Here is a 26,112-nt window from a genome sequence, read left to right as displayed (position 1 = left end):
CGTCGGGCCCGGTCGCTCAGCGGTCGAGCCCGGCCGCCCAACCGTCGAGTCCAGTCGCCCAGCCGTCGAGCCCGGCCGCCCAACCGTCGAGTCCAGTCGCCCAGCCGTCGAGCCCGGTCGCTCAGCCGTCGAGCTGGTCGAGCGTCGCGTTCGACGGGCCGCGCCGCGCCTGCTCGTCGCGGGCCACGTCCTCCGCCGCGCCGAGGACCCGTACCGCGTTCTGCCAGGTCAGCTTGGCGAGGTCGGTGTCCGACCAGCCGCGGTCGACGAGCTCCGCGATCAGGTTCGGGTAGCCCGAGACGTCACCGAGGCCGTCCGGCAGGAACGCCGTGCCGTCGTAGTCGCCGCCGATGCCGATGTGGTCGACGCCGGCGACCTCGCGCATGTGGTCGAGGTGGTCGGCGACCGTGGAGACGGTGGCGACCGGGCGCGGGTGCGCCTCCTCGAAGGCGCCGTGGAGCTTCATGGCCTCCGCCGACGTGTCCAGGTGGTGGAAGCCGTGCGCGCGCAGGTTGTCGTCCGCGGCGGCCGTCCAGTCGACGGCGGCCTGGAGGACGAACTTCGGCACGAACGTGGCCATCGCGACGCCGCCGTTCGCGGGCAGCCGCTCCAGGACGTCGTCCGGGATGTTGCGCGGGTGGTCGCACACGGCGCGCGAGGACGAGTGGGAGAAGATCACCGGCGCGACCGACGTGTCGAGCGCGGCCCGCATCGTGGTCGCCGCCACGTGCGAGAGGTCGACGAGCATGCCGGCCCGGTTCATCTCCCGTACGACCTCGTGGCCGAAGGGCGAGAGTCCGCCGACGCCCGGCTCGTCCGTCGCCGAGTCCGCCCACGCGATGTTGTCGTTGTGCGTGAGCGTCATGTAGCGCACGCCCAGGGTGTGCAGCGCGCGCAGCGTGGCCAGCGAGTTGTCGATGGAGTGGCCGCCCTCGGCGCCCATGAGGGACGCGATACGGCCCTCGGTGCGGGCGGCCTCCATGTCGGCGGCCGTCAGCGCGCGGCGCAGGTCGGCCGGATAGCGCTCGATCAGCTGCTGGACGCAGTCGATCTGCTCCAGGGTGGCGCTGACGGCCACGTCGCCGGCCATGTCCGAGCGCACGTACACGGACCAGAACTGCGCGCCGACCCCGCCGGCCCGCAGCCGGGCCAGGTCGGTGTGCAGATGCGCGCTCTGGTCGACGGCGATGTCCCGCGCGTCGATGTCGTACGCGACCTGCTCGCGCAGTGCCCACGGCAGGTCGTTGTGGCCGTCGACGACGGGGAAGTCGGCGAGTATCGCGCGGGCCCGCTCCAGGGAGGTGGTCATCGCGGTCACTTCCCGAAGCCGAAGCCGGACGCGCCCTCGACCTTGGCGCGCAGTCGCTTGCCCTTCTCCGTGGCCTGGTCGTTCAGCTCCTGCTGGAACTCCCGCATGCGGCCGAGGAGTTCCTCGTCGTGGGTGGCGAGGATGCGGGCCGCGAGCAGGCCCGCGTTGCGCGCGCCGCCGACGGAGACGGTGGCGACGGGGACGCCCGCGGGCATCTGCACGATGGACAGCAGGCTGTCCATGCCGTCGAGGTACTTCAGCGGGACCGGGACGCCGATGACGGGCAGCGGGGTCACGGAGGCGAGCATGCCCGGCAGGTGGGCGGCTCCCCCGGCGCCCGCGATGATCGCCTTGAGGCCGCGGCCGTCGGCGTGCTCGCCGTACGCGATCATTTCGCGCGGCATGCGGTGCGCGGAGACGACATCCACCTCGTAGGGGATCTCGAACTCGTCGAGAGCCTGGGCGGCGGCCTCCATGACGGGCCAGTCGGAGTCGGAACCCATGACAATGCCAACGACAGGGGACGTGCTCATTCGGTGATCGTTCCTCTGAGGTAGCCGGCTGCGTGACGGGCGCGCTCCAGCACGTCGTCCAGGTCGTCGCCGTAGGTGTTGACGTGGCCGACCTTGCGTCCGGGCTTCACGTCCTTGCCGTACATGTGGATCTTGAGCTTCGGGTCGCGGGCCATGCAGTGCAAGTACGCGGAGTACATGTCCGGGTAGTCGCCGCCGAGGACGTTGCACATGACCGTCCAGGGGGCGCGCGGGCGCGGGTCGCCCAGGGGGAGGTCGAGGACGGCGCGGACGTGGTTCGCGAACTGCGAGGTCACGGCCCCGTCCTGGGTCCAGTGGCCGGAGTTGTGCGGGCGCATCGCCAGTTCGTTGACGAGGATGCGGCCGTCTCGGGTCTCGAAGAGCTCCACCGCGAGGTGCCCGACGACACCGAGCTCCTTCGCGATGCCGAGGGCCAGCTGTTCGGCGCGCAGGGCGAGATCCTCGTCGAGGCCGGGGGCGGGCGCGATCACCGTGTCGCACACGCCGTCGACCTGCTGGGACTCGACGACGGGGTAGGCCACGGCCTGGCCGTGCGGGGAGCGGACGACATTGGCCGCGAGCTCCCGTACGAAGTCGACCTTCTCCTCCGCGAGGACGGGGACGCCGGCCTTGAAGGGCTCGGCAGCGTCCTCCAGGGACCGTACGAACCACACCCCCTTCCCGTCGTAGCCGCCGCGCACCGTCTTGAGGATCACGGGGAACCCGTCACTGGTGGAATCGCCGTCAGCGGCGCCCTCCGCCGCGAAGGCCGCCACGTCGGCGGGGTCCTTCACCATGCGGTGGCGCGGACAGGGGGCACCGATCTGCGTGAGCTTCGCGCGCATCACACCCTTGTCCTGGGCGTGCACCAGAGCATCGGGTCCTGGGCGCACGGGGATGCCGTCCGCCTCCAGGGCCCGCAGGTGCTCCGTGGGCACGTGCTCGTGATCGAAGGTGATCACGTCACAGCCCCGTGCGAAGTCACGCAGCGTGTCCAGGTCGCGATAGTCGCCTATGACGACATCGCTGACCACCTGCGCCGCGGAATCCTGAGGAGTGTCACTGAGGAGCTTGAACTTGATGCCGAGCGGGATGCCCGCCTCGTGTGTCATACGAGCGAGCTGCCCCCCGCCGACCATGCCGACTACCGGGAACGTCACACCCCCAGGGTATCGGCCGCCCCGCGGTGCCAGGATTACCGGCGTCCCCAGGCGCCCGACCAGCCGCCTGGTTAGCATGACGGGGTCGATATATCGGAATCTACGGGGGCTGGGGCAAGCACGATGAACGGACCTGCCACATGGCGTGCGCGGCTCGACCGGCTCGGCCGCGAGGTCGCCAAGTTCGGTGCCGTGGGCGCGCTCGGGACCCTGGTGAACTTCGGCGTCTCCAACTTCCTGTGGCACACCACGAACCTTCAGGCCGTGCGGGCCAACATCATCGCCACGGTCATCGCCATCGCCGTCAACTACGTGGGGTTCCGCTACTTCACCTACCGTGACCGCGACAAGAGCGGGCGGACGCGGGAGCTCTCGCTCTTCCTGGCGTTCAGCGCGGTCGGCCTGGTGATCGAGAACGGCGTGCTGTACGTGGCGATCTACGGCTTCGGCTGGGACAGCTCGCTCCAGCGCAACATCTTCAAGGTCGTCGGCATCGGCATCGCGACGCTGTTCCGCTTCTGGTCGTACCGCACGTGGGTCTTCAAGACCCTGCCCGGCCACGAGACCGCCACCCGGGCCGAATCGTTCCTGGAGACCCGGGACGGCCGGGACGGGCGCGAGGACCGCCGCTCCGACGTGCAGCGCACCCACCGCTGACCGGGCCGGGTCCGCTCACCAGCCAGCCGGCTAGCGGACCGTCTCGGGCCCGTCACCGGGCGCCGGCTTCTTCAGGGGCGTACGCGACAGGAACAGCCCGAACACCGGCGGGTTCGTCTGGAGCATCTCCAGACGGCCGCCGTCCGCCTCGGCCAGGTCGCGGGCGACCGCGAGGCCGATACCCGTCGAGTTGCGGCCGCTGATGGTCCGCTCGAAGATCCGCGCGCCCAGATCCGCCGGCACCCCCGGCCCCTCGTCCGTGACCTCGACGACGGCCTGGTTGCCGGTGACGCGGGTGCGCAGCGCGACGGTGCCGCCGCCGTGCATGAGCGAGTTCTCGATCAGCGCCGCGAGGACCTGGGCGACGGCGCCCGGTGTGCCCACGGCCTTCAGATGCCGCTTGCCCGAGGAGACGATGGCGCGGCCGGCGCTGCGGTAGGCCGGACGCCACTCCTCCAGCTGCTGCTTGATGACCTCGTCCAGGTCGAAGGAGACCGCGGACCCGGTACGCGGGTCGCGCGAGTTGGTCAGCAGCCGCTCCACGACGTCCGTGAGGCGCTCGACCTGCGCGAGCGCGATCGTCGCCTCCTCCTTCACCGTGTCCAGGTCGTCGGTGACGGTGATCTCCTCCAGGCGCATGGAGAGCGCCGTGAGGGGCGTACGGAGCTGGTGCGAGGCGTCGGCGGCCAGGCGCCGCTCGGCGGTCAGCATGCGGGCGATCCGCTCGGCGCTGGAGTCGAGGACGTCGGCGACCCGGTCCAACTCGGTCACCCCGTAGCGGCGGTGGCGGGGTCGGGGGTCGCCCGAGCCGAGGCGCTCCGCGGTGGAGGCGAGGTCGGTGAGCGGGGACGTGAGCCGGTTGGCCTGGCGTACGGCGAGCAGGACCGCGGCGATGACGGCGAGCAGCGCCACCCCGGCGATGATCAGCAGGGTGCGGCCGACCTCGCGGGTGACGGAGGAGCGCGGCTCCTCGACGGTGACCGTCTCGCCCTTCTCGCCCTTGGCCGTGGACTGGATGACTTCCCCTGCGGGGCGCTCACCGATCTCGATGGGGGTGCGCTCCGGCAGCTCGATCCTGGCGTACCGGTCGGGGCCGACCTGGTTCCTCAGGATCGCGCCGGTGACCTGTTCGTCACCGAGGAGCCGGCTGTCGACGATGCTGACGAGCCGGACCGCCTCGGAGTCCACCCGCTCCTGGGCGCTGTTGGTGATCGTGCGGGTCTCGACGATGACGAGCGAGACCCCGAAGACAGCGATCACGACGAGCACGACGGCGAGCGTGGAGTTGATCAGACGGCGGCGCATAGCTGTACCCGTACGTCAGCTCTTCTCGAAACGGAAGCCGACGCCGCGCACCGTGGCGATGTAGCGGGGATTGGCGGCGTCGTCGCCGAGCTTCTTGCGCAGCCAGGAGATGTGCATGTCGAGGGTCTTCGTCGAGGACCACCAGGTGGTGTCCCAGACCTCGCGCATCAGCTGGTCGCGGGTGACGACGCGGCCGGCGTCGCGCACCAGGACCCGCAGCAGGTCGAACTCCTTGGCGGTGAGCTGGAGTTCCTCGTCGCCCATCCACGCGCGGTGCGACTCGACGTCGATGCGGACGCCGTGCGTGGCGGGCGGCTGCTGGGGCTCGGCGGCGCCGCGCCGCAGCAGCGCCCGTACGCGGGCGAGCAGTTCGGCGAGGCGGAACGGCTTGGTGACGTAGTCGTCGGCGCCGGCGTCCAGGCCGACGACGGTGTCCACCTCGTCGGCGCGGGCGGTCAGGATGAGGACGGGCACCGTGTGCCCCTCGGCGCGCATCCGCCGGGCCACCTCGAGGCCGTCCATGCCGGGCAGCCCCAGGTCGAGTACGACGAGGTCGATGCTGCCCTGAAGTCCGGCGTCGAGCGCGGTCGGGCCGTCCTCACGCACTTCGACCTCGTAGCCCTCCCTGCGCAGGGCACGGGCCAGTGGCTCCGAGATGGACGCGTCGTCCTCGGCGAGCAGTACACGGGTCATGCAGTGATGGTAGTCCGCGCCGGACCGCGGCCGGGGGGTGATCCACCAGGGCCGTGACCCGGCCGGGCGGGCCTGCGGCTGTGGGATGAGATCCTGGCGGGCGCCTTCGAATTCGCGTGAACGGTTCCATCAAGACCTGTGATCCATGTCTCAAGTCCTTCCATATGCCGCACTGTGGTGTCGTATGGTGAATCAACGCCTGATGCACTAAGGAAAGGCCTTTGAGCGCACCGCGCTGCGAAGGTCTCTTTCATGTGTGAGCTGGTTACCGCCAGCGTTGAAGGAATGACCTGTGGGCCGGACCCCGGACGCGAAGTCGCGCACGGGGTGTGGATCCCGGAACAGCCGTACCTGGCCTCCGTAAGCGTCTTCGCACGCGGAGGCGATCCCCTGTGGGCGTGGGGAAGAGGACGGCATGTTGCGGTGCCGGCCACCCCCCTCACTGGCCGCGCGGTCACCCACGACCCGCGACCCGTACCAGCAAGGAACTTCCATGGCGACCAGCCTGACGAAGGAATCCACCGGGGCACCCTCCGGCGGCAAGACCTTCTTCGGCCACCCTCGCGGTCTGGCCACTCTGTTCATGACCGAGATGTGGGAGCGTTTCTCCTACTACGGCATGCGCGCCCTGCTTCCGCTGTACCTGGTGGCCCCCGAGGGGCTCGGCCTCGACGCGGGCACCGCGATCGCCATCTACTCCGTCTACGTCTCGACGGTGTACCTGCTCGCCATGCCCGGCGGCTGGTTCGGCGACCGCGTGTGGGGTCCGCGCAAGACGACCGCGATCGCCGGTGCGGTGATCATGGTTGGTCACCTGCTGCTGGCCGTCCCGTCGAACGGCGTCTTCTACGTCGGTCTGCTCTTCGTGGCCGTCGGTTCGGGTCTGCTGAAGTCCAACATCTCGACGATGGTCGGCCACCTGTACAACGGCCCGGACGACCCGCGCCGTGACGGCGGCTTCACCGTCTTCTACATGGGCATCAACCTCGGTGCGTTCGCCGCGCCGCTGGTCATCGGCACCGTCGGCCAGAACGTGAACTGGCACATCGGCTTCGCGCTCGCCGCGGTCGGCATGGCGATCGGCCTCGGCCAGTTCCTGCTGGGCACCCGCCACCTGTCGGAGAAGTCGTCGGTCGTCCCGAAGCCGCTGGACGCCGCCGAGCGCGCCGCCACGCTGAAGAAGTCGATGATCTGGCTGCTCATCGCGGTCGTCTTCTACGGCATCGTCGTGGGCACCGGCACCTACACCCTGAACTGGGTGATGGTCCCGCTCATGCTGATCGGCCTGATCGTCCCGATCGTGGTCCTCGGCCGCATCAAGCGCGACAAGGAACTGACGAGCGCCGAGCAGTCGAAGGTCTCCGGCTACATCTGGTTCTTCGTCGCCGCCGCCGTCTTCTGGATGATCTACGACCAGGGTGGCTCGACCCTGTCGATCTTCGCCGACAGCCACGCCAACACGAGCGTCTTCGGCTGGGACTTCCCGGTCTCCTGGTTCCAGTCCGTGAACCCGGTGATCATCATGGCGCTGGCCCCGGTCGCCGCCATGATCTGGCTGGCGCTGGCCCGCAAGGGCAAGGAGCCGAGCACGGTCACCAAGTTCTCGATGGGTCTGGCCCTCGTCGGTATCTCCTTCTTCGTCTTCCTGCTGCCGCTGACGGCCGCGGGCGACGGCAAGGTCAGCCCCTGGTGGCTCGTCCTGATCTACTTCGTCCAGACGGTCGGCGAGCTGACGCTCTCCCCGGTCGGCCTCTCGGTGACCACCAAGATGGCCCCGGCGAAGTACGGCTCCCAGATGATGGGTGTCTGGTTCCTCGCGGTGACGGCGGGCGACGCGGTGACAGGTCTGCTCTCCACCTACGGCGCCGACCTCAACGGCTCGGGCGTCGTGGCCCTGGAGGCCGCACTCGCGGTGATCGCGGGTGGCGCGGTCTTCATGTACCGCAAGAAGGTCAAGGAGCTCATGGGCGACGTCCGCTAGTCGCTCCGCTCTGCCGGCAGGCAGCTGATCGGCCTGCAGACATCTGAAGGGCCGCCGCACCGGATTCGGTGCGGCGGCCCTTCGGCGTTACGGGGCGTGCCCGGTCAGCGCAGCCGCGCCCGCCGCTTCGGCAGGAAGGTGAAGACCGCTCCGCCCAGGAGGATCACGGTGCCTGCCACCAGGCCGAGGGCCCGCAGGATGCCGTCGTTCGAGGAGCCCGTTTCCGCGAGGCCGCCGGACGTGTCCGAGCCGCCCGCCGAGCCGGAGCCCGAGCCGCCGGCCGCGCCGCCCGGCTGGGCCGCCGTGTCGATCTCCAGGGAGACCTCCGTCTTCGACGGGGTGCAGGTCGTCGTCGTACCGAGGGCCTTCACCGTGAGGACTCCGGGCGAAAGGGTCGACTTGCCGTCCGCTCCCGGCTTGTACGTGCCCGTCAGGTCGGGGATGTTGATGGGCTGGCCCGACTTGATCGGCTCCGCGTTCGTCGGGCCCTCCACGTGGACCGTGCCCTTGTCGGAGCCGCCCAGCTTCACCTCCATCGACGGCTTGACCGAGTCCTTCGGGATGTCGGCCGGGCTGTCCATGACGGACTTCTTGAACTTCACCGTGAGGCCGTAATTCCCGCCGTCCTTCTTGGCGTTGATCTGCACGGGCGAGGTGGCGTTCTTGTCGCCGATGGGCGTCTTGCACTTGTAGGGGATCTGGACTTCCTTGCCGGTGAAGTCGCTCTTGCCTCCCCCGCCGCTGCCGCCGGTGCTGGAGCCGCCGCTGTCACTGCCGCCGGAACCGGAGCCGCCGGTGCCGCCGCCGCCCGTGCCGCCGCCCGGCAGGCCCGTGGGGAGCCCGGTGGGCAGGCCGGTGGGCACGCCCGTCGGAAGCGCCGTGGGCAGGCCGCCCGTCGTCGCGCCGCCTGTACCGCTCCCGCCGGTGACCTTGATGGTCGCGCCGGGCTTCACGGTCTCCTTGGGCGAGCACTTGGTGTCCGTCGATATCGGCTTGCTGACGTTGATGTTGTACTTGTCAGGCGTCAGCGTCACCTCGCCGGGCGCCGTCAGCTTGATCTTGCCCTTCATGTCGGAGAGCACCATGGGGCTGTTCTTCTTGATGGGCGGGTTGGAGCGGGCGCCCTCCACCGCGAGGTCCGCGGTCTGCGCGCCGCCCACCTTCACCGTGCCCGTCGGCTTGACGGTGTCCTTGTCCAGGTCGAGGACGTCAGGGTTGTTCGAGGCGGCCTGTGTCGTCTTCCAGACGACCTCGACCTCGTCCCCCACCTTCGCCTCGGCGGGCGCCGTGATCTCCACCTTGGTCGTGCCCTCCACTGGGGGCAGGCCGGAGATCGAGGGCGGGATGCACTCGGTCTTGTACGCGACTTCGGCGGCCTGTGCCGGTGCGGCGGCGAGCAGGAGGCCCGCACCGCCCAGCATCAGGGCGACGCCGGCCGCGCTCACTCTCCGTTGGGTGCTCACGTGTTTCCCTTCGTTGTCGGGCTGTTGTCTGACGGTGCGGAGAGCTGACCGGCCGGTGCGCCCGGATCGGTGTCCGGGGTGAACCAGGGCAGGGCCGTAGTGGTGGTGGTACGCGTGACGGCTTCCGTGGGGTCGTCCGGCTGTCGCGCCGTGCGCGGGTGGAACTTGGGCCTGCGCGCGGCCAGTTCGGGAAAGTGCAGCGCACCCCGGTGCCTGCCCGCGCCGCCGGACCGTCGGGGGCGTAGGCGGTCGACGACGGCCATCCCGATCCGGAACACGGCGCCCGGTACGACGACGCAGAGCAGGATCCAGAAGAGCGTCACGCCCCAGGGACGGCCGACGCCCCACGGCTGCTCGGCGAGGACCTTGCCGCCGAACTTGAGGGAGACCAGGTAGTTGCCGTGTGCCCCCGAGGCGAGTTCGACGGGCAGCTTGATCTGCGCCTTCCTGCCGGGGGCGATCGTGCCGCGCCACTGCTGGTCCTCCCACTGCGGGGCGAACACGCCGTGGGAGGTGCCGACCTGGAAGACCGGGTCCTTGAGGGGGGCCGAGCCGACGTTGCCGACGGTGAAGACGAAGGTGCGCGACGCCGGGGCGCCGAACCAGGTCAGGACGCCGCTCGAACCGTCGAGCCGGGTGTCGCTGAGGACGGACAGCTTGCCGGCCCCCGACTGCGCGGGGAGCGCCCTGACCGGATGGCCCGCGACCTTGAGCACCGCGTCCGCCTGCGCCTTGTCGCCGGTGACGGTCGCCACGTGGACGACGCACGGGCAGGGCACGGGCGGCTCGGCGACCGGGAGCTTCTTGCTGAAGGTTCCCTTGTCCCCGGTGGTGACGGCGCGGCCGTCGGCGTTGGCGCAGGAGTTCGTGCCGCCGATGACTCCCCTGCCGGGTTCGGACTGACCGCAGATCAGCATCATGAGCAGCGTCTTGGGACGCCAGCCCGAGCCGCTGACGGTGATGGAACCGCCCGTGCCCGCCTGGGACTTGGAGAGGGTGACGGCCGGCCCCTCGGCGGCGGAGGCGGCCCGCAGCGGCAGGGCGGCGAGGCCGAGCGCGGTGACGAGGACGAGCGCTGCCGCCCACAGCCGGGGCCCGCAGCGGTGGCGGCGGTTCATGACCAACTCCCTTGGATCTCTTGGCTCCCGTGGTTCCCGCTGTTCGCGCCGTTCTCGTCATTGCCGCCGGTCGCGCCGTTCTCGCCATTGCCGCCGGTCGCATGCCGCCGTCGGCGTACGAACCAGAAGGCCGCGCCCCCGGCGGCCAGGATCACGGCGCACGCTCCGGCGACCGCCGCCCACGGCACGAACCGCTTCGTCGCCGTCGCCTCGCCGTGCGCGCCGCCCCCGGCCGTGACCGTGAGCCGCACCCGGACCGAGTCGAGGGCGGGGGCGTTCTTCCAGGGCTCGCTGAGGGTGACGCGGCGGCCGGGCAGCAGCTCGACCGGCAGGGTGCGCGGGCGCCGGTCGAGCGCCCGGCCGAGTACGCCGTCGGCGCGCACGGCGAGCCTCGGGGTCAGGACGGTGTTGCCGCGGTTGACGAGGTCGTACGAGATCCGGCCGCCGGCGACCCGGACCCGCTCGACGGTGAGCGCCGAGAGGGTGGGGCCGCTGACCCGCAGATGGACGCTGACCCCGGAGTCCCGCCCGTTCGCGCTCGCCACGACGGCGCCCGGGTGGTCGCCGGGTGTGGCGTCGGCCGGGACGGTGACGGTGAAGGGCACCTCGGCGCGGGTGCGCGCCGGGATCTTCACCTCGCGCCGGGCGAAGGTGATCCACGCGCCCGTGTCGGTCGACCTCGTGCGCAGGGAGAGGGCGCCGGTGCCGGTGTTGTCGGCATCGGCGCCACGCAGCCGTACGGTCAGGGGGCGGCCGCCGGGGTTGGTGACGGCCACCTTGTCCTGGAGCACGGTGCCGGGCACCCCCTCCGCGTAGAAGTAGGGGCGCCCGTCCTGCGCGGGCCTGGTGCCGCCGCCGGCCGACGGCGAGACGGACCAGGCGGGCGCCGTGCCGGCCGCGGCCGCCGGGACCCCCGCCCCCGCGGTCAGCAGGACGGCGGCCCCGCACAGCGCGCGCAGGCGGGCGCGGGCCCGGGGACTGGACGGCATCGGCGGCTCCAGGTCGTCGCGTACGGATGTCGGACGGGCACGGCCGCCGAGGTCAGCGCGCCGCCTGGTTGCGCCGCGTCAGCCACAGCACGCCCGCGGCGCCCGCGAGCAGCACCGTGCCGCCGAGGGTGCCGAGCGCGATCGCGGAGTCCTCGGGTCCCGTCTGCGGCAGCTCGCCGCCGGACGGGGTGCCCTGCGAGCCGCCCGAGGATCCACCCGAAGTGCCGCCGCCCCCGGCCGACTTGACGTCCAGGGTCAGTGACGGCTTCGGGCTGTTCGCGGGTGTGCACGTGGTCGTGGTGCCGAGCGCCTTGATGGTGAGGACACCCGCCGTGAAGGTGACCTTGCCGCTCTTCGCCGGGGTGTAGGTGCCCGACAGGTCGCTGATCTTGATGGGGGTGTTGGCGGGGACCGCCTCCGCGTTCGGCGGCCCGGACACGGGCAGGGAGCCGCTCTCCGCGCCGCCCAGTTTGATGACGGCGCTGGGCTTCATGGCGCCCTTGCCGAGCTCGACCGGGCTGGACGAGACGCCCTTCTGGAAGGACATGGTGATCTTGTAGCCGCTGCCGCTCTTCACGCCCTTGATGTCGATCGGGGAGACCGCTCCCTTGTTCCCGATCGGCGTCTTGCACTGGTAGTTGACGTCCTGCACATCGGCCTGGGCTGCGGGGGCGGCCATCAGCACCCCGGAGCCGGCCAGGGCCGCGGCCAGCGCGAGCGCTGTCGTTCGCTTCTGGTACGTCCGGTACGACACCTCGAGTTCCCCTCATGCCGGGAGTTCCTGAGTTGCACGCGCCAAGTTACTGACGGCACATCAGATTGGGCGCTCAAGGTACGCCGGGGACCTTGTCGAGGGAAGACATAAGTGCGCGCCGGATCCGATGGGATCCGGCGCGTGCGAAGAGACGTGCGAACCCGGGGTAACCCCAGGCCCCCCAAGGGCTCCCGTCAGGCGGGCGCCCCGACTTCGGCCCACACGGTCTTGCCGGGGAGGCCCGCGGTCCTGACGACCCCCCAGTCCACGCACAGGCGCTGCACGATGAACATCCCGTGCCCTCCGGGGCGGCCGGCGCGGTGCGGGGTCCGGGGCGCAGGCTGACCGGACCCCCGGTCGGAGACCTCGATGCGCAGCACCTTGCTGTCGCTGGAGATGCGCAGCTCCTCGGGGCCCTCCGCGTGCAGACAGGCGTTGGTGACCAGCTCGGAGACGACGAGCAGGACATCCTCGGCGGCGGCCCGCCGGTCGGCGGTGTCCGCGGGCATCCAGCCCCACGCGTGCAGCGCCTCGCGGGTGAAGTCACGGGCCAGGGGGACGATGCCGGCCGCCCCGACCAGGTTCAGCCTGCGGCTCTGGCGCCCGGCTGCCCGCCCGACGTCGACGGGGGGCAGACCTGGCGTGCCACCGGTTTCGCCGGCGGCTTCCGGCTCCGGGCCGCGGTCGCCCGGCGAGTAAGGCCGGGTGGTGCCCATCAGCACTTCACCTCACCGAGACTCTTGACGTGTGATGTGTGGAAAAGATCCGCCGTGGCGGCGTGGTCCGACGTGGGACCCAGCATGTCTCCTGCCCGACCGATCCGTGAGAACACCCACTTGTTCGGCATGACTGGTGTGACGCTGGTAACGCCTCGATCACGTAGAGACAACTGACGCGTAACTTCCGTGCTTCACCTGCGTACGCGTCCTGTCAGTCGTCGAGAGCCGCGCTCAGCGACTCATGGACGGTGAAGACGGCTTCCGCGCCGGTGATCTCGAAGACCCGGGCCACCACGGGCAGCATCCCGGCCAGATGGACTCCGCCGCCGGCGGCCTCCGCCTTGAGGCGGGCACCGAGCAGCACATTGAGCCCGGTGGAATCACAGAACTCGAGCCGTGAGCAGTCGATCACCAACCGTGAGAATCCGGCGGTGAGACAGCTCTCCAGGGGTTCTCGCAATAGATCGGCGGTGTGGTGATCCAGCTCACCCACCGGAGTCACGACGGCGCTGGCGCCCTCTTCCCGCACCTCGACCAGAAGCCGGCCCCGATGCGCGCTGCCGACTGTCCCGCGGTCCATGACGTCTCTCTCTTCCGAGTCTGCTCGACCGTCGTGGCTGTTCATTGACGCCCTCGAACACTACGCCCTCAGTATGCCCTCCGGTACCCGAACAACCCCTAGGAATCGGACATTTACGCACAGAACGCACTTGCGGGCAGAGCGTAAAAGCGGGTAGGCCTAGTAAGGACAGCTATCGACCACGGCCGGCTTTGGAGGCGCCGCACACCGCAGTGCACGTATTGGCACCGGCAGCCATATGCCGAGAACGATGGAGGACATCATGTCACCCCGGCTCGACGAATCGCGTACTGACCAGGCGTCGACGTCGACACCCCCACCGGAACACGAGGCCTTCGACCACCTGGCCGGCCTGCCGGAGATCCCGCCTTTCGACGAGGTGGGCCCCGTGGATGCCCGGGCCCTGTCCAAAACGCTTTTCGAACGGCTGGAGTCCCTCGAAGAGGGCACCCACGAGTACTCGTATGTCCGCAACACGCTGGTTGAACTCAATCTCGCCCTGGTGAAGTTCGCGGCGTCCCGGTTCCGCTCCCGCAGCGAGCCGATGGAGGACATCATCCAGGTCGGCACGATCGGCCTGATCAAGGCGATCGACCGCTTCGAGCTGAGCCGCGGCGTCGAGTTCCCCACGTTCGCGATGCCGACCATCGTCGGCGAGATCAAGCGCTTCTTCCGTGACACGTCCTGGTCGGTCCGCGTCCCGCGGCGGCTCCAGGAGCTTCGTCTCGACCTTGCCAAGGCGGGCGACGAACTCGCCCAGCAGTTCGACCGCGCACCGACGGTGGGCGAGCTCGCCGAGCGCCTGGGCATCACGAACGACGAGGTCGTCGAGGGCATGGCCGCCTCCAACGCCTACACGGCCAGCTCCCTGGACGCGCAGCCCGAGGAGGACGACTCCGAGGGCGCGCTCGCGGACCGCATCGGGTACGAGGACCACGGGCTCGAGGGCATCGAGTACGTCGAGTCCCTGAAGCCCCTGATCGCCGAACTCCCGTCCCGGGACCGGAAGATCCTCTCCCTGCGCTTCGTCGCCAACATGACGCAGTCGGAGATCGGTGAGGAGCTGGGCATCTCCCAGATGCACGTGTCCCGGCTGCTGTCGCGCACGCTGGTACGCCTGCGCAAGGGCCTCACGCTCGAGGAATAGCCGTCACGCCGGAACCATGACCTCCGTCGCCTCCGCGCACGCAGCGCGGAGGCGACGTGTGTGTCACGGCTCAGGCGGCGCGTACTCCGCGCCGCCAGACCGCCGACACCAGCGGCACGCCCGGCCGGTACGCCAGGTGCACATGGCTCGGCGCGTCGAGCAGGGCCAGGTCCGCGTACGCGCCCGGCGCCACGCGGCCGACGTCGTCTCGGCGCAGCGCCCGCGCGCCACCCGCCGTCGCGGACCAGATCGCCTCGTCCGGCGTCATCCCCATGTCCCGTACGGCCAGGGCGATGCAGAACGGCACCGAGGACGTGAAGGACGAGCCCGGGTTGCAGTCCGTGGACAGCGCCACGGTCGCTCCCGCGTCCAGGAGACGGCGGGCGTCGGGCCACTCCGCACGCGTGGAGAACTCGGCGCCGGGCAGCAGCGTGGCGACCGTCCCGCTGTTGGCGAGGGCGTCGACGTCCGCGTCCGTGAGGTGCGTGCAGTGGTCGGCGCTCGCCGCGTCGAGTTCGACGGCGAGCTGGACCCCTGGCCCGTGTCCGAGCTGGTTCGCGTGGACGCGGGGGTGCAGGCCACGGGCCTTGCCGGCCGTGAGGATCGCACGGGCCTGGTCGCCGTCGAAGGCGCCCTTCTCGCAGAAGACGTCGACCCAGCGGGCGTGCGGGGCGCAGGCGTCCAGCATCTCGCCGGTGACGAGCGCGACGTAGGCGGCCGGGTCGTCCGCGTAGTCCGGCGACACGATGTGCGCGCCGAGGTAGGTGACCTCGTCGGTGTGCCTTGCGGCGATGCGCAGCGCCCTCTCCTCGTCGGCGGTGGTCAGCCCGTAGCCCGACTTCGTCTCGAACGTCGTCGTGCCCTGGCGCAGCGCCTCGGCGAGGTAGTGGGTGAGGTTCGCCTCCAGCTCCGCGTCCGTGGCGGCGCGGGTGGCCGCGACCGTCGTACGGATGCCTCCGGCGGAGTAACTGCGGCCCGACATGCGGGCGTTGAACTCCTGGGTGCGGTCGCCCGCGAACACCAGGTGGGAGTGCGAGTCGACGAAGCCGGGGATGACGGCGCGGCCCTCGGCGTCGTGGGTGGCGTCGGCGGCGGGGGCCTTCTCCTGCGGCCCCACCCAGACGATCCGGTCGCCCTCGACGACCACCGCCGCGTTCTCGATGAGCCCGAGCGGGCTGTCGCCGTGGGCCGGGTCGTTGGTGACCAGGGAGCCGATGTTGGTGATGACGGTGGTGGTCATGGTTCCTCTCCGTGGGTGGGAAATCCTCAAACGCCGGAGGGCTGTTGTGTCAGCCCGTCCGGCGTTCGAGGACATTCGGGAAGAGGCGGGCTGACGGAGAGGAGACAGCCTTACGCCCGCAGCGCCCCGATCGCGGCGGCCAGCGCCCCGGGGACGTCTCCGACCAGCTCGTGGCTGCCGTCACGGACGATGTGCCGGCCGCCCACGACCGTGTGCCGCACGTCCGCGGCCGACGCCGCGAACACCGCCGTCTCCGCCCCGAGGCGCGGCACGGGGCCCGCCGTCCGTACGGAGTCCAGCGCGACCGTCGTGAGGTCGGCGAGGGCCCCGCGTTCGATCCGGCCGGCGTCGTTCCAGCCGAGCGCCGCGTGACCGTCGGCCGTGGCGGCGCGCAGCAGCGCCGCCGCCGTCCAGTGGCCCCGTGTCCGCGTGCGCAGCCGCTCGTTCAGCTCCATCGCCCGCGCCTCCTCGAAGAGGTCGATGACGGCGTGGCTGTCCGAACCCAGGGAGAGCGGTGAGCCCTCCTTCTGGAGGGCGACGGCGGGACCGATGCCGTCGGCCAGGTCGCGTTCCGTGGTGGGGCACATGCACGTGCCCGTCCCGGAACCGCCGAGCAGGGCGATGTCCTCGTCGGTGAGGTGCGTGTTGTGGACGCCCGTGGTGTTCGGGCCGAGCACACCGTGGTCCGCGAGGAGCCGGGTCGGCGTGCAGCCGTGCGCGGCCAGGCACGCCTCGTTCTCCGCGGTCTGCTCGGAGAGGTGGACGTGCAGGGGCGCGCCGCGCGTCCCCGCCCACTCGGCGACCGTGCCGAGCTGGTCCGCGGGGACGGCCCGCACGGAGTGGATCGCCGCGCCGATGCGCGCGTGGTCGCGGTCCTTGAGGAGCGTGGCCCGCTCGGCCCACGCCTCGGTGGTGCCGTCGGAGAAGCGCCGCTGGTGGCGGTCCGGCTCCTTGCCGCTGTGCTTGTCCCCTATGGCCGACGAGACATACGCCGTGTCGAGGAGCGTGATGCGGATGCCGGCCTCGGCGGCCGCCGCGATCAGGGCCTCGCCCATCGCGTTGGGGTCGTCGTACGGGGTGCCGCCCGGCGCGTGGTGCAGATAGTGGAACTCGCCGACGGTGGTGATCCCGGCGAGCGCCATCTCCGCGTACACCGCCCTGGCCAGCGCGTGATACGTGTCCGGGGTCAGCCGGTCCGCGACCGAGTACATGACCTCGCGCCACGTCCAGAACGTGCCCGAGCCCACCTGGACGGTGGAGCGCAGGGCGCGGTGGAAGGCGTGGCTGTGGGCGTTGGCCAGGCCGGGGACGGTCAGGCCGCGCAGAACGGTCGCGCCGGGGGGCGGGGTGTCGACGCCGGTGCGCACGTCCGCGATGCGGCCGTCCCGCGACACCTCGACGACCACGCCCGGCTCGACCTCCGGGTCGAGCCAGGCATGCTCCAGCCAGTACGTCACCTGCACGCCAAGCCCTCCAGTACGTCGGCGAGTGCGCTCACTCCGGCGAGGCAGTCGTCCTCCGCGGCGTGTTCGGCCGGGGAGTGCGAGACGCCCGTGGGGTTGCGCACGAACAGCATGGCGGTCGGCACGGAGTCCGCGAGGATTCCGGCGTCGTGTCCCGCGCCGGTGCCGAGCACCGGGACGGTGAGCTGGTCGTCGGTGCCGAGGATGCGGCCCAGCTCGTCGCGCAGCGCGTGGTCGAACTCGACGACCGGCGTGAACGACTCGCGCACGGTCTCCAGGTCGATGCCGTGCGCGTCGGCGTACTCGCGGGCCGCCTTCTCGACGGCCGTGACGACCGTGTCGAGGGTCTGCTGGTCGGCGGCGCGGGAGTCGAGCCAGCCGCGGACCAGGGACGGGATGGCGTTGACGCCGTTCGGCTCGACGGAGATCTTGCCGAACGTGGCGACGGCGCCCGCGAGTTCCGCCTCGCGGCGGGCCGCGAGGACGGTCTGCGCGTACGACAGCATCGGGTCGCGGCGGTCCACGAGACGCGTGGTGCCCGCGTGGTTGGCCTCGCCGCGGAAGTCGAAGCGCCAGCGGCCGTGCGGCCAGATCGCGCTCGCGATGCCCACGGCGTCGCCGGACAGGTCCAGGGCACGTCCCTGCTCCACGTGCAGCTCGACGAAGGCGCCGATGCGCGCGAGCCGCTCGGGGTCGGGGCCGATCGCCTCCGGGTCGTGGCCCGCCCGCTCCATGGCCTGCGGGAGGCTGACGCCGTCGCCGTCCCGCAGCTGCGCCGCCTGCTCCGGGGTGAGCCGGCCCGCGGTGAGGCGGGAGCCGACGCAGGCCAGGCCGAACCGGGCCCCCTCCTCGTCACCGAAGTTGGTGAGGGCGAGGGGGCGGGTGAACTCCGCTCCCCTGCGGCGGAGTTCGTCGAGGGCGGCGAAGGACGACACGACCCCGAGGGGCCCGTCGAACGCGCCGCCGTCCGGTACGGAGTCCAGGTGGGAGCCCGTGACGACGGCGTTCCCCGCGGCGGGGTCACCGAGCCAGGCCCACTGGTTGCCGTTGCGGTCGAGTTCGTAGGTCAGGCCGCGGGACTCGGCCTGGTCCTTGAACCAGGCCCGGCAGTCGGTGTCGGCGGCGGTCCAGGCGAAGCGACGGTAGCCGCCGCTCTCGCTGTTGCGGCCGATGGGCGCGAGGTCGCGCCACATCTCGCCGAAGGAAGAACTCGTCACGCGTCGTCACCCTCGCGCATCGGCACCCGCACCCCGCGCTCGGCCGCGACGTCGGCGGCGTGCTCGTAGCCCGCGTCGACGTGACGGATGACGCCCATGCCGGGGTCGTTGGTGAGGACGCGCTCGATCTTCTGCGCGGCCAGCTCGGTGCCGTCCGCGACGCACACCTGACCCGCGTGGATGGAGCGGCCCATACCGACGCCGCCGCCGTGGTGGATGGAGACCCAGGTGGCACCGGAGGAGGTGTTGACCAGGGCGTTGAGCAGCGGCCAGTCGGCGATGGCGTCGGAGCCGTCCTTCATCGCCTCGGTCTCGCGGTACGGGGAGGCGACCGAGCCGGAGTCGAGGTGGTCACGGCCGATGGCGACCGGGGCGGAGAGCTCGCCGGAGGCGACCATCTCGTTGAACTTCAGGCCGGCCAGGTGGCGCTCGCCGTAGCCGAGCCAGCAGATACGCGCCGGGAGACCCTCGAAGGCGATCCGCTCGCCGGCCATGTCGATCCAGCGGTGCAGGTGCTTGTTCTCCGGGAACAGCTCCTTGATCGCCTTGTCCGTCTTGGCGATGTCCTCCGGGTCGCCGGACAGGGCGGCCCAGCGGAACGGGCCGAGGCCCTCCTCGAACAGCGGGCGGATGTGCGCCGGGACGAAGCCGGGGAAGTCGAAGGCGCGCTCGCAGCCGGCCTTGCGGGCCTCGTCGCGGATGGAGTTGCCGTAGTCGAAGACCTCGGCGCCCTTGTCGAGGAAGCCGAGCATGGCCTCGACGTGGAGGCGCATCGAGTGGCGCGCCTTGTCGGTGAAGCCGGCCGGGTCGGCCTCGCGCTCCTTGTCCCAGTCCTCGACCGAGATGCCGACGGGCAGGTAGGCCAGCGGGTCGTGGGCGGAGGTCTGGTCGGTGACGATGTCGATCGGGGCGTCGCGGCGCAGCAGCTCCGGGAAGATCTCGGCGGCGTTGCCGACGACGCCGATGGACAGGCCGCGGCGCTCGTCGCGGGCCTGGACCGCGAGCTCCAGGGCGTGGTCGAGGTTGTCGGCCTTGACGTCCAGGTAGCGGGTGCCGATGCGGCGGTCGATGCGGGTCTCGTCGACGTCGACGCAGATCGCGACGCCCTCGTTCATCGTCACGGCGAGGGGCTGGGCGCCGCCCATGCCGCCGACGCCGGCGGTGAGGGTGATCGTGCCGGCGAGAGTGCCGTTGAACTTCTTACGGGCGACCGCGCCGAAGGTCTCGTACGTGCCCTGGACGATGCCCTGCGAGCCGATGTAGATCCACGAGCCGGCCGTCATCTGGCCGTACATGGTGAGGCCCTCGGCCTCCAGCTTGCGGAACTCCTCCCAGTTGGCCCAGTCGCCCACCAGGTTGGAGTTGGCGAGCAGCACGCGCGGCGCCCACTCGCTGGTGCGCATGACACCGACCGGCTTGCCGGACTGCACGAGGAGGGTCTCGTCCGACTTCAGCGTCTTGAGCGTGCGCACGATCGCGTCGTACGCCTCCCAGGACCGGGCCGCCTTGCCGGTGCCCCCGTAGACGACCAGCTTGTCGGGGTACTCGGCGACCTCTGCGTCGAGGTTGTTCATGAGCATTCGCAGGGCACCCTCCTGCTGCCATCCCAGGGTGTTCAGTTCCGTACCGCGCGGGGCTCGTACGGGGCGGGGTCCTGACATGGCTGCCTCCTAGAAACTGTTGCCGTAGTTATTCACATCCTGGCGTTCTGAATAGAGCTAGTCAATACATCTCCGCGGCCGGTTGCCGCGCCGCCGCGCCGGACATGGGTGATTGCCTGGTCACGGAGATCTTCAGGAAGGTCCGGCGGGCAACGCTCCGGAGGGCCCTGCCGGAGCCCCGAGGGGGCTGCGAGGGGGCCCTGAGAGGGCTCCGGGAGGGCCACGCAGAGGGGCTTCCTCCGGGCAGGGCGGCACCCCCGACTCCCGCGGGTATCAGGCCGGTTGGCGGATTTTAGTCGCCCCACGCATGTTCCACCGGAAAATGCCAGAACCCTCACCTGGCCTCCGTACGTTGCGTAACGTCGTGCACACGGCCGAACGTCACGTACGGGAGGAGTCCGGTGTGCCCGGAATCGACGAGTGCCTGCTGGAAGCCATGCGGCTGCCCGGTGCGCGGGGTGCCTCCGTGGTCGACTGGACCAGCGGACTCGCCCTCGGCACCGTCGGGGACTCGCCGAACGGGGACCACGAGGCGACCGCCGCGGAGGCCGCCGAGCTGGCCCGGATGACGGCCGAGCACCGCGCCTTCGCACCCGCGGGGGGCGCTGACTGGTCCGCCGGCGAGCCGCCGGTCGAGGACGTCATCGTCACCAGCCGGGACGGCTATCACGTACTGCGCTTCGTGCGGACCACGTTCGACAGCAGCGTCTTCCTCCATCTCTGGCTCGACCGCGAACAGGGCAACCTGGCGCTGTCCCGCATCCGGCTCGGCGAGATGGCGGACCGGCTGGTGCTCGGGTGACCACGACGGCGGCGGCCAGGGCCGAGGGCCGCACCACGACACCGGCCGGGGTCTCCCCCATGCTGCGCCGCCTCGCCGAGGAGCGGGCCACCGGCGCCCTGCTGCGCGACCGCGGCACGCTCTATCTCGCCGACGGGCAGGTCGTGCACGCCGAGAGTCCCGCGACGCCCGGCATCGACGTCCTGCTCACCACCGGCGGCGCCCTGCACCCCGACCGCTGGTGGGAGGCCGTCGACGCGGCCGGGACACGGCAGCGGGTCGGCCGGTACCTCGTGGAGAGCGGCCGACTCACCGACGGCGCGCTCGAACTGTGCCACCTGGGCGCCCTCTACGACGCCGCGTTCTTCGCACTCGCGCCCAGCGGCGCCCCGGCCCGCTTCCGCTACGGGGCCGCCCACTGGTTCGGCACCGTCCACCCCGTCTCCGTCGCGTCCGTGGAGGCCGAGACGCTGCGCCGGCGCGAGCTCCTACACGGCATCTGGCCCGACGCCGCCGCTGACACGGCACCGCTCGAACAGGGCGGCGGCCACAGCCCCGCGGTCCCGCCGCGCCAGCGCGCCGTGCTCGCCCTGGTCGACGGGGCGCGCACCGCGGCCGACATCTCCCACGTCCTCGGCAGGCCCGCCTTCCACACCCTGGTGGATCTGCGCAGGCTCGCCGCCGCCGGCCTCGTACGGGCCGCGGTACCGCGTCCGCTGCCGCCCCCGACCGCGCCCGCCTGGGCGGGCGCGGCGTCGACCGACCCCGATGTCGCCCTGTTACGCCGCCTCAGAGACGCGCTGGAGGCCCTGTGAGACGCGCGCTCCGCCAGCGTGCCGAGAGGAGACAGCTGATGACGGCCGAGGCCGAAGTCCTCGAAGAACTGCACCGGTTGAGAGCCCGCGTGCCCCGCCTCACGGGTGCGCTCGCGGCAGGTGTCGACGGGCTCGTCCTCGCCCACGACACCCCGGGCGTGGAGGCCGAGGGTATCGCCGCGCTCACCGCCGCCGCGCTCGGTGTGGCCCTGCGCATGGCCGACGCGACGGGGCGCGGCGACCTCCGCGAACTCCTCGTGCGCGGCACGCACGGCTATGTGGCCACCTACGCGGCCGGCCCGTCCGCGGTCCTGACGCTGCTCGCGGACGACCAGATCAGCGTCGGCCGCCTGCACCTGGAGGGCCGCCGCTGCGGGGCGCGTATCGGCGAACTCGTGGCGGACGTCCTGACACCCGTCGAACCGCCCGCGCCCGACCGGCGCCAGCCCCGGCCGTCGACCCGGCAGCAGCGGCTGCCCACCCGCCCCGTACCGCCCCAGTCCGCTTCCTGAACGAAACCACCGCACACGCGATCCCTCGAAAGGACCGACCATGGCCAACACCGAAGCCGCCCTCAAGGACGCCGTCACCTCGATCGAAGGCGCCGCCGCCGCCGCGCTCGTCGACTACACGAGCGGCATGGCGCTCGGCACCATCGGCGGCACCAAGGACTTCGACCTCGAAGTGGCCGCCGCCGGCAACACCGACGTCGTACGGGCCAAGCTCCGCACCATGGAGCACCTCGGCCTCAAGGACGAGATCGAGGACATCCTGATCACGCTCGGCACCCAGTACCACCTGATCCGCCTGCTGTCGGGGCGCTCAGGCAACGGCCTCTTCCTCTACCTGGTCCTCGACAAGAGCCGTGCCAATCTGGCGATGGCACGCCACCAGCTGAAGAAGATCGAGGCCGACCTCGAGGTCTGAGCCTCCCGCCGCCCAGGAACGGCGCCGCGCCCCGACGGGCGCGGCGCTCCGGGCGGCGGTACCGGGTCTCAGTCCTCCCAGTCCGACGTCTCGCGCTGCCTGCGCGTCGCCCCGAACCTCGGCATCCCCCGCACCGCGTGCAGCGCGTTCACCCCGACGATGCCGGTCCAGGCGATCAGCAGGCCGGGCAGATCGGCGTTGACGACGGCGATCGCGGACAGCGGGATGGCGAGGACCAGGGAGACGATGCCGAAGCCGAAGCGCTCGCCCCAGCTGTCGCCGTCACCGCGCGGGGAGCGCGCGCCCCGGGCGACCACCATCTGCTGCTCCGCCAGCTGCCGCCGCACGCGGCGGTCCACGGCACCGTCGAGGCGCTGCTCGACCTTGTCCAGGAACGAGTCGACGAGCGCGGACTCGTACTCTTCGCCGAGTTCCCTGCGTGCGTGCAGGGTGGCGTCGAGTTCCTTCTTGAGTTCGGCGTCACGGGCTTCCATACCGGCCAACGTTACGGAGCCGGCGCCGCCGTGACAGTGGGGCTAACCCCCCTCTTGTCCCTGGGCCGTGCCCTACTCGGCCGCCACCGGCTCACGCAGCGTCCGCTCGGGGATGTGCGCCGTGTTGCGCCGGGCCACGGCCCAGTACAGGACGGCCGGCACCACGAGCCCCACGATCCAGGAGATGTCGGCGCCGCCGAGCGGCCCGACGAGCGGGCCCGTGTAGAAGGCCGTGGCGAGGAACGGGAGCTGGGCCAGGAGCCCGACGACGTACACGGAGAGCGCGTCCCAGCGCCAGGCCCCGTAGCGCCCGTGCGGGTCGGAGAGGGCCGGGATGTCGTACCGCTCCTTGGAGATCAGGTAGTAGTCGACCAGGTTGATCGCCGACCACGGCGTGAAGAACGTCAGCAGGAACAGCAGGAAGTCCTTGAAGGACGACAGGAAGCTGTCCTTGCCGACCAGCGCGACCGCCGTGCCCGCGATCATGATCAGCGCGATGTACACGGCCCTGGCGCGCTGCGAGAGGACCTTCTGCCCGCGGAATCCGCTGACGCTCGTCACCATCGACATGAAGCCGCCGTACGTGTTGAGCACGTTGATGGTCAGCTTGCCGAGCGCGATCACGAAGTACAGGAACGAGGCGATGATCCCGGCGCCGCCGAGACCGACCACGTAACTGACCTGGTTGTCGAGGAACTTCGCGCCCGCCGTCGCCGCGACGAGGACGCCGAACGTCATCGACCACTGCGAGCCGATCGCCGACCCCGACAGCGTCCACCAGAACGTCGACTTCGCCGACGTCGTGCGGGGCAGATAGCGCGAGTAGTCCGCGACGTACGGGCCGAAGGCGAGCTGCCAGGACGCGGAGAGCGAGATGGCGAGCAGGAACATCGGGGCGTCGAAGTGCGCGTCGTGCAGCAGCGCGGAGAGGTCGACCCGGTCCAGGAGCCGGATGCCGAGGTAGACGAAGGCGATCGCACACACGATGCTGGCGACCCGGCCGAGCGCGTGGATGACGCGGTAGCCGACGGTCGCCATCGCCCCGGTGACCAGGGCGAACACGACGATGCCCGTGGTGTCCCCGGTATGCGTGAGCTCGCCGACGGCCTGCCCGGCGAGCACGCTGCCGCTGGCGAAGAACCCGATGTACATCAGGATCACCAGGAGCAGCGGGACGACCGCGCCGCGCACACCGAACTGAGCGCGGGACTGGATCATCTGCGGCAGGCCGAGCCTGGGGCCCTGCGCCGAGTGCAGCGCCATGACGGCGCCGCCCAGCAGGTTGCCGACGACGAGACCGACGAGCGACCAGACCACGTCGCCGCCGAAGACGACGGCGAGCGCGCCCGTCACGACGGCGGTGATCTGGAGGTTCGCGCCGAGCCAGAGCGTGAACTGCGAGAACGCCGTGCCGTGGCGTTCCGCGTCGGGTACTACGTCGATGGAGCGCCGCTCCACGAGTGCTTCGGCCATGATCCGACTCTCCTTCAGCCCTTGCTGATCCCGTGCTGACGCGCGTACGCGTCGGCGACGTCCTGGGGATCCTTCTTGTCCTTGTCCACCTGCCGGTTGAGCTCGGTGAGCTGCTCCGTCGTCAGTACGTTGCCCAGGCGCGCGAGCGCCTTGCGGACCGTCGAGTCGGCCTTGCGGTCGGCGACGAGCGGGACGACGTGCTGGCCGGGGACGAGGTTCTTGGGGTCGGTGAGGACGACCCAGTGGTTGTCGACGATGTCCGTGTCGGTGGTGAAGAGGTTCGCCACGTCGACGTCGCCCTTCTTCAGGGCGCCCTTGACCAGCGGCCCCGACGAGTCGAGGGACTTGAACTCCTTGAACTCGACGCCGTACACGTCCTTCAGGCCGACCGCGCCGACCTGGCGCTTCTTCACCTCGGGGGCGGCGCCGATGACGAGCTTGCCGTTGTGGTTCGCCAGGTCGGCGAGCGAGGTCAGCTTGTACTTCCTGGCCGTCTCGCGGGTGACGACGAACGCGTCGGAGTCCTCCGCCAGGCCGTAGGGCAGGATCTGCAGGCCCTTGGGCAGGGCGACGGCGAGGGCGTTCTGCATCTCGCCCTCCTCGGTGGCCTTCGACTTCGGGTCGAGGTAGTGCAGGAGGGCGCCCTGGTACTCGGGGAGCAGGTCGATGTCGCCGCCCTCGAGGGCGGGGATGAGGATCTCGCGGGTGCCGAGGTTGGGACGGACCTTCGTCTTCACGCCGGCCGCTTCGAGGGCGGCCGCGTACAGGTAGCCGAGCACCTGGTTCTCGGTGAAGTTGGCGGTGCCGATGGTGACGCCGTTCTTGCTGGAGCCGCCGCCCCCGCCGCCCGAGCCCTGGCCGTCGAGGGAGGTGATGCCGCCGCCGCACGCGGCGAGCGCGGGGACGGAGGCTGCGGCGAACAGGCCGCCGATGACAGTCCTGCGGTTCATCTTGCGTGCTCCTAGGCCGACTTGGCGGGGCGGTGGCGGAAGAGGGCGCGCTGCAGTGCCGAGAGCGCGAGGTCGAGTACGACGGCGACGACCGCCACGAGGACGGCACCGCCGAGCACCTGCACGAGGTCGCGCTGGGCGAGCCCGTCGAAGACGTAGCGGCCGAGGCCGCCGAAGGAGACGTACGCGGCGATGGTCGCCGTGGCGACGACCTGGATCAGGGCGAGCCGCAGGCCGGTCATGATCAGCGGCATCGCGAGCGGCAGCTCCACCTGGAACAGGACCTGGTGGCCGCGCATGCCCTGGCCGCGCGCCGCGTCCTTGACCTCCGGGTCGACGGCGCTCATGCCCGCGTACGTGTTGGTGACGATCGAGGGGACCGCGAGGGCCACGAGCGCGATGTAGACCGGCCACATGGACAGGCCGCTCGCCAGGAAGACGAGGACGACGAGACCGACGGTCGGCAGCGCGCGGCCGAAGCTGGACAGGTTGATCGCGAGGAACGCGCCGCGCCCGGTGTGGCCGATGAGCAGGCCGAGCGGCAGTGCGATGACGGCCGCGATGAGCGTGGCGAGCAGCGAGTACTGGAGGTGCTCGGCGAGGCGGTGCCCGATGCCGTCGGGGCCCGCCCACTGGTCGCCGTCGACCAGCCACGCGCCGAGGTTCTTGAAGAGCTCGTACAT

At 71.1% G+C, this 26,112-nt stretch carries 26 protein-coding genes; 7 read left to right on the top strand and 19 right to left on the bottom strand.

What is annotated here, in order from left to right:
- Positions 1-121 precede the first annotated feature (121 nt).
- The 3 genes from OG456_RS21635 to OG456_RS21625 are packed head-to-tail and all read right to left on the bottom strand — an operon-like array spanning position 122 to position 3,002.
- Entirely contained in the window at positions 122-1,309 is a 1,188-nt protein-coding gene (locus OG456_RS21635) for a dipeptidase (RefSeq protein WP_266563448.1), read from the bottom strand.
- Positions 1,310-1,314: 5 nt separating this feature from the next.
- Positions 1,315-1,842: a 5-(carboxyamino)imidazole ribonucleotide mutase gene (purE, locus tag OG456_RS21630; protein WP_266563446.1), complete on the bottom strand. Its 528-nt coding sequence runs from the start codon at positions 1,840-1,842 to the stop codon at positions 1,315-1,317.
- Positions 1,839-3,002 (bottom strand): 5-(carboxyamino)imidazole ribonucleotide synthase, encoded by a 1,164-nt coding sequence (locus OG456_RS21625; protein ID WP_266563444.1) that lies wholly within the window; start codon positions 3,000-3,002, stop codon positions 1,839-1,841. Before OG456_RS21625 ends, purE begins: the two co-directional genes overlap by 4 nt.
- A gap of 123 nt (positions 3,003-3,125) precedes the next feature.
- On the opposite strand from OG456_RS21625, the gene OG456_RS21620 reads away from it, so the two are divergent.
- Positions 3,126-3,659, top strand: a complete 534-nt coding sequence (locus OG456_RS21620; protein WP_266563442.1) for a GtrA family protein — start codon at positions 3,126-3,128, stop codon at positions 3,657-3,659.
- 30 nt (positions 3,660-3,689) lie between these two features.
- Here the strand turns inward: OG456_RS21620 and OG456_RS21615 are convergent, their stop codons facing one another.
- A complete protein-coding gene (locus tag OG456_RS21615) occupies positions 3,690-4,964 on the bottom strand; it encodes an ATP-binding protein (RefSeq protein WP_266563440.1) in 1,275 nt (424 codons plus the stop codon).
- Positions 4,965-4,979: 15 nt separating this feature from the next.
- Complete coding sequence (locus OG456_RS21610; protein ID WP_100597941.1) at positions 4,980-5,657, bottom strand: response regulator transcription factor; 678 nt, start codon at positions 5,655-5,657, stop codon at positions 4,980-4,982.
- Between the two features lie 493 nt (positions 5,658-6,150).
- Between OG456_RS21610 and OG456_RS21605 the strand changes: the two genes are divergently transcribed.
- Positions 6,151-7,638 carry a peptide MFS transporter gene (locus OG456_RS21605; protein ID WP_266563437.1) on the top strand — a complete coding sequence of 496 codons (1,488 nt, stop codon included), beginning with the start codon at positions 6,151-6,153 and terminating at the stop codon, positions 7,636-7,638.
- Between the two features lie 104 nt (positions 7,639-7,742).
- Here OG456_RS21605 and OG456_RS21600 read toward each other — a convergent pair whose 3' ends face one another.
- The 6 genes from OG456_RS21600 to OG456_RS21575 all read right to left on the bottom strand — a co-directional run bounded on the left by OG456_RS21600 (position 7,743) and on the right by OG456_RS21575 (position 13,261).
- The gene (locus OG456_RS21600) at positions 7,743-9,059 is read right to left on the bottom strand and encodes a hypothetical protein (RefSeq protein ID WP_266569373.1); all 1,317 of its coding nucleotides are present in this window, start codon (positions 9,057-9,059) and stop codon (positions 7,743-7,745) included.
- Between the two features lie 38 nt (positions 9,060-9,097).
- Positions 9,098-10,219, bottom strand: coding sequence for a hypothetical protein (locus OG456_RS21595; RefSeq protein ID WP_266563435.1), 1,122 nt, complete (start codon positions 10,217-10,219; stop codon positions 9,098-9,100).
- The gene (locus tag OG456_RS21590) at positions 10,216-11,208 is read right to left on the bottom strand and encodes a hypothetical protein (RefSeq protein ID WP_266563433.1); all 993 of its coding nucleotides are present in this window, start codon (positions 11,206-11,208) and stop codon (positions 10,216-10,218) included. Before OG456_RS21590 ends, OG456_RS21595 begins: the two co-directional genes overlap by 4 nt.
- A 52-nt stretch (positions 11,209-11,260) precedes the next feature.
- The gene (locus OG456_RS21585) at positions 11,261-11,962 is read right to left on the bottom strand and encodes an LPXTG cell wall anchor domain-containing protein (protein WP_266563431.1); all 702 of its coding nucleotides are present in this window, start codon (positions 11,960-11,962) and stop codon (positions 11,261-11,263) included.
- A gap of 194 nt (positions 11,963-12,156) precedes the next feature.
- Positions 12,157-12,678: an ATP-binding protein gene (locus OG456_RS21580; protein WP_266563429.1), complete on the bottom strand. Its 522-nt coding sequence runs from the start codon at positions 12,676-12,678 to the stop codon at positions 12,157-12,159.
- A gap of 214 nt (positions 12,679-12,892) precedes the next feature.
- Positions 12,893-13,261, bottom strand: coding sequence for an STAS domain-containing protein (locus tag OG456_RS21575; RefSeq protein ID WP_266563427.1), 369 nt, complete (start codon positions 13,259-13,261; stop codon positions 12,893-12,895).
- A 262-nt stretch (positions 13,262-13,523) separates the two neighbouring features.
- Here OG456_RS21575 and OG456_RS21570 point away from each other — a divergent pair, with 262 nt between their 5' ends.
- Positions 13,524-14,408, top strand: a complete 885-nt coding sequence (locus tag OG456_RS21570; protein WP_266563425.1) for an RNA polymerase sigma factor SigF — start codon at positions 13,524-13,526, stop codon at positions 14,406-14,408.
- 70 nt (positions 14,409-14,478) lie between these two features.
- On the opposite strand, the gene hutI is transcribed toward OG456_RS21570, so the two are convergent.
- The 4 genes from hutI to hutU all read right to left on the bottom strand — a co-directional run bounded on the left by hutI (position 14,479) and on the right by hutU (position 19,989).
- Entirely contained in the window at positions 14,479-15,648 is a 1,170-nt protein-coding gene (gene hutI / locus OG456_RS21565; RefSeq protein ID WP_266563423.1) for an imidazolonepropionase, read from the bottom strand.
- Positions 15,649-15,758: 110 nt separating this feature from the next.
- The gene (locus tag OG456_RS21560; protein ID WP_266563421.1) at positions 15,759-17,111 is read right to left on the bottom strand and encodes a formimidoylglutamate deiminase; all 1,353 of its coding nucleotides are present in this window, start codon (positions 17,109-17,111) and stop codon (positions 15,759-15,761) included.
- Complete coding sequence (locus OG456_RS21555; RefSeq protein ID WP_266569372.1) at positions 17,102-18,304, bottom strand: allantoate amidohydrolase; 1,203 nt, start codon at positions 18,302-18,304, stop codon at positions 17,102-17,104. The genes OG456_RS21560 and OG456_RS21555 overlap by 10 nt, the downstream gene beginning before the upstream one ends.
- A 20-nt stretch (positions 18,305-18,324) precedes the next feature.
- Entirely contained in the window at positions 18,325-19,989 is a 1,665-nt protein-coding gene (gene hutU / locus OG456_RS21550) for a urocanate hydratase (RefSeq protein WP_266563419.1), read from the bottom strand.
- Between the two features lie 403 nt (positions 19,990-20,392).
- On the opposite strand from hutU, the gene OG456_RS21545 reads away from it, so the two are divergent.
- The 4 genes from OG456_RS21545 to OG456_RS21530 are packed head-to-tail and all read left to right on the top strand — an operon-like array spanning position 20,393 to position 22,512.
- Complete coding sequence (locus OG456_RS21545; protein ID WP_100597931.1) at positions 20,393-20,791, top strand: hypothetical protein; 399 nt, start codon at positions 20,393-20,395, stop codon at positions 20,789-20,791.
- Between the two features lie 59 nt (positions 20,792-20,850).
- Positions 20,851-21,585, top strand: coding sequence for a transcriptional regulator (locus tag OG456_RS21540; RefSeq protein ID WP_266569371.1), 735 nt, complete (start codon positions 20,851-20,853; stop codon positions 21,583-21,585).
- 38 nt (positions 21,586-21,623) lie between these two features.
- A complete protein-coding gene (locus OG456_RS21535; protein WP_266563417.1) occupies positions 21,624-22,097 on the top strand; it encodes a roadblock/LC7 domain-containing protein in 474 nt (157 codons plus the stop codon).
- Positions 22,098-22,137: 40 nt separating this feature from the next.
- Entirely contained in the window at positions 22,138-22,512 is a 375-nt protein-coding gene (locus tag OG456_RS21530; RefSeq protein WP_266563415.1) for a hypothetical protein, read from the top strand.
- Positions 22,513-22,580: 68 nt separating this feature from the next.
- On the opposite strand, the gene OG456_RS21525 is transcribed toward OG456_RS21530, so the two are convergent.
- The 4 genes from OG456_RS21525 to OG456_RS21510 form a co-directional block, all read right to left on the bottom strand.
- Positions 22,581-23,006 (bottom strand): hypothetical protein, encoded by a 426-nt coding sequence (locus OG456_RS21525; protein WP_266563413.1) that lies wholly within the window; start codon positions 23,004-23,006, stop codon positions 22,581-22,583.
- A gap of 72 nt (positions 23,007-23,078) precedes the next feature.
- Entirely contained in the window at positions 23,079-24,479 is a 1,401-nt protein-coding gene (locus OG456_RS21520; protein ID WP_266563411.1) for a cytosine permease, read from the bottom strand.
- 14 nt (positions 24,480-24,493) lie between these two features.
- Complete coding sequence (locus OG456_RS21515; RefSeq protein ID WP_266563409.1) at positions 24,494-25,429, bottom strand: ABC transporter substrate-binding protein; 936 nt, start codon at positions 25,427-25,429, stop codon at positions 24,494-24,496.
- Between the two features lie 11 nt (positions 25,430-25,440).
- Positions 25,441-26,112: an ABC transporter permease gene (locus OG456_RS21510; RefSeq protein ID WP_116512595.1), complete on the bottom strand. Its 672-nt coding sequence runs from the start codon at positions 26,110-26,112 to the stop codon at positions 25,441-25,443.

The organism is Streptomyces sp. NBC_01446 (genome assembly GCF_026340095.1).
Classification (GTDB): Bacteria; Actinomycetota; Actinomycetes; order Streptomycetales; family Streptomycetaceae; genus Streptomyces; species Streptomyces aureus.
The sequence above is the reverse complement of the archived record's forward strand: the minus strand, read 5'-3'. Positions and strand labels throughout refer to the sequence as shown.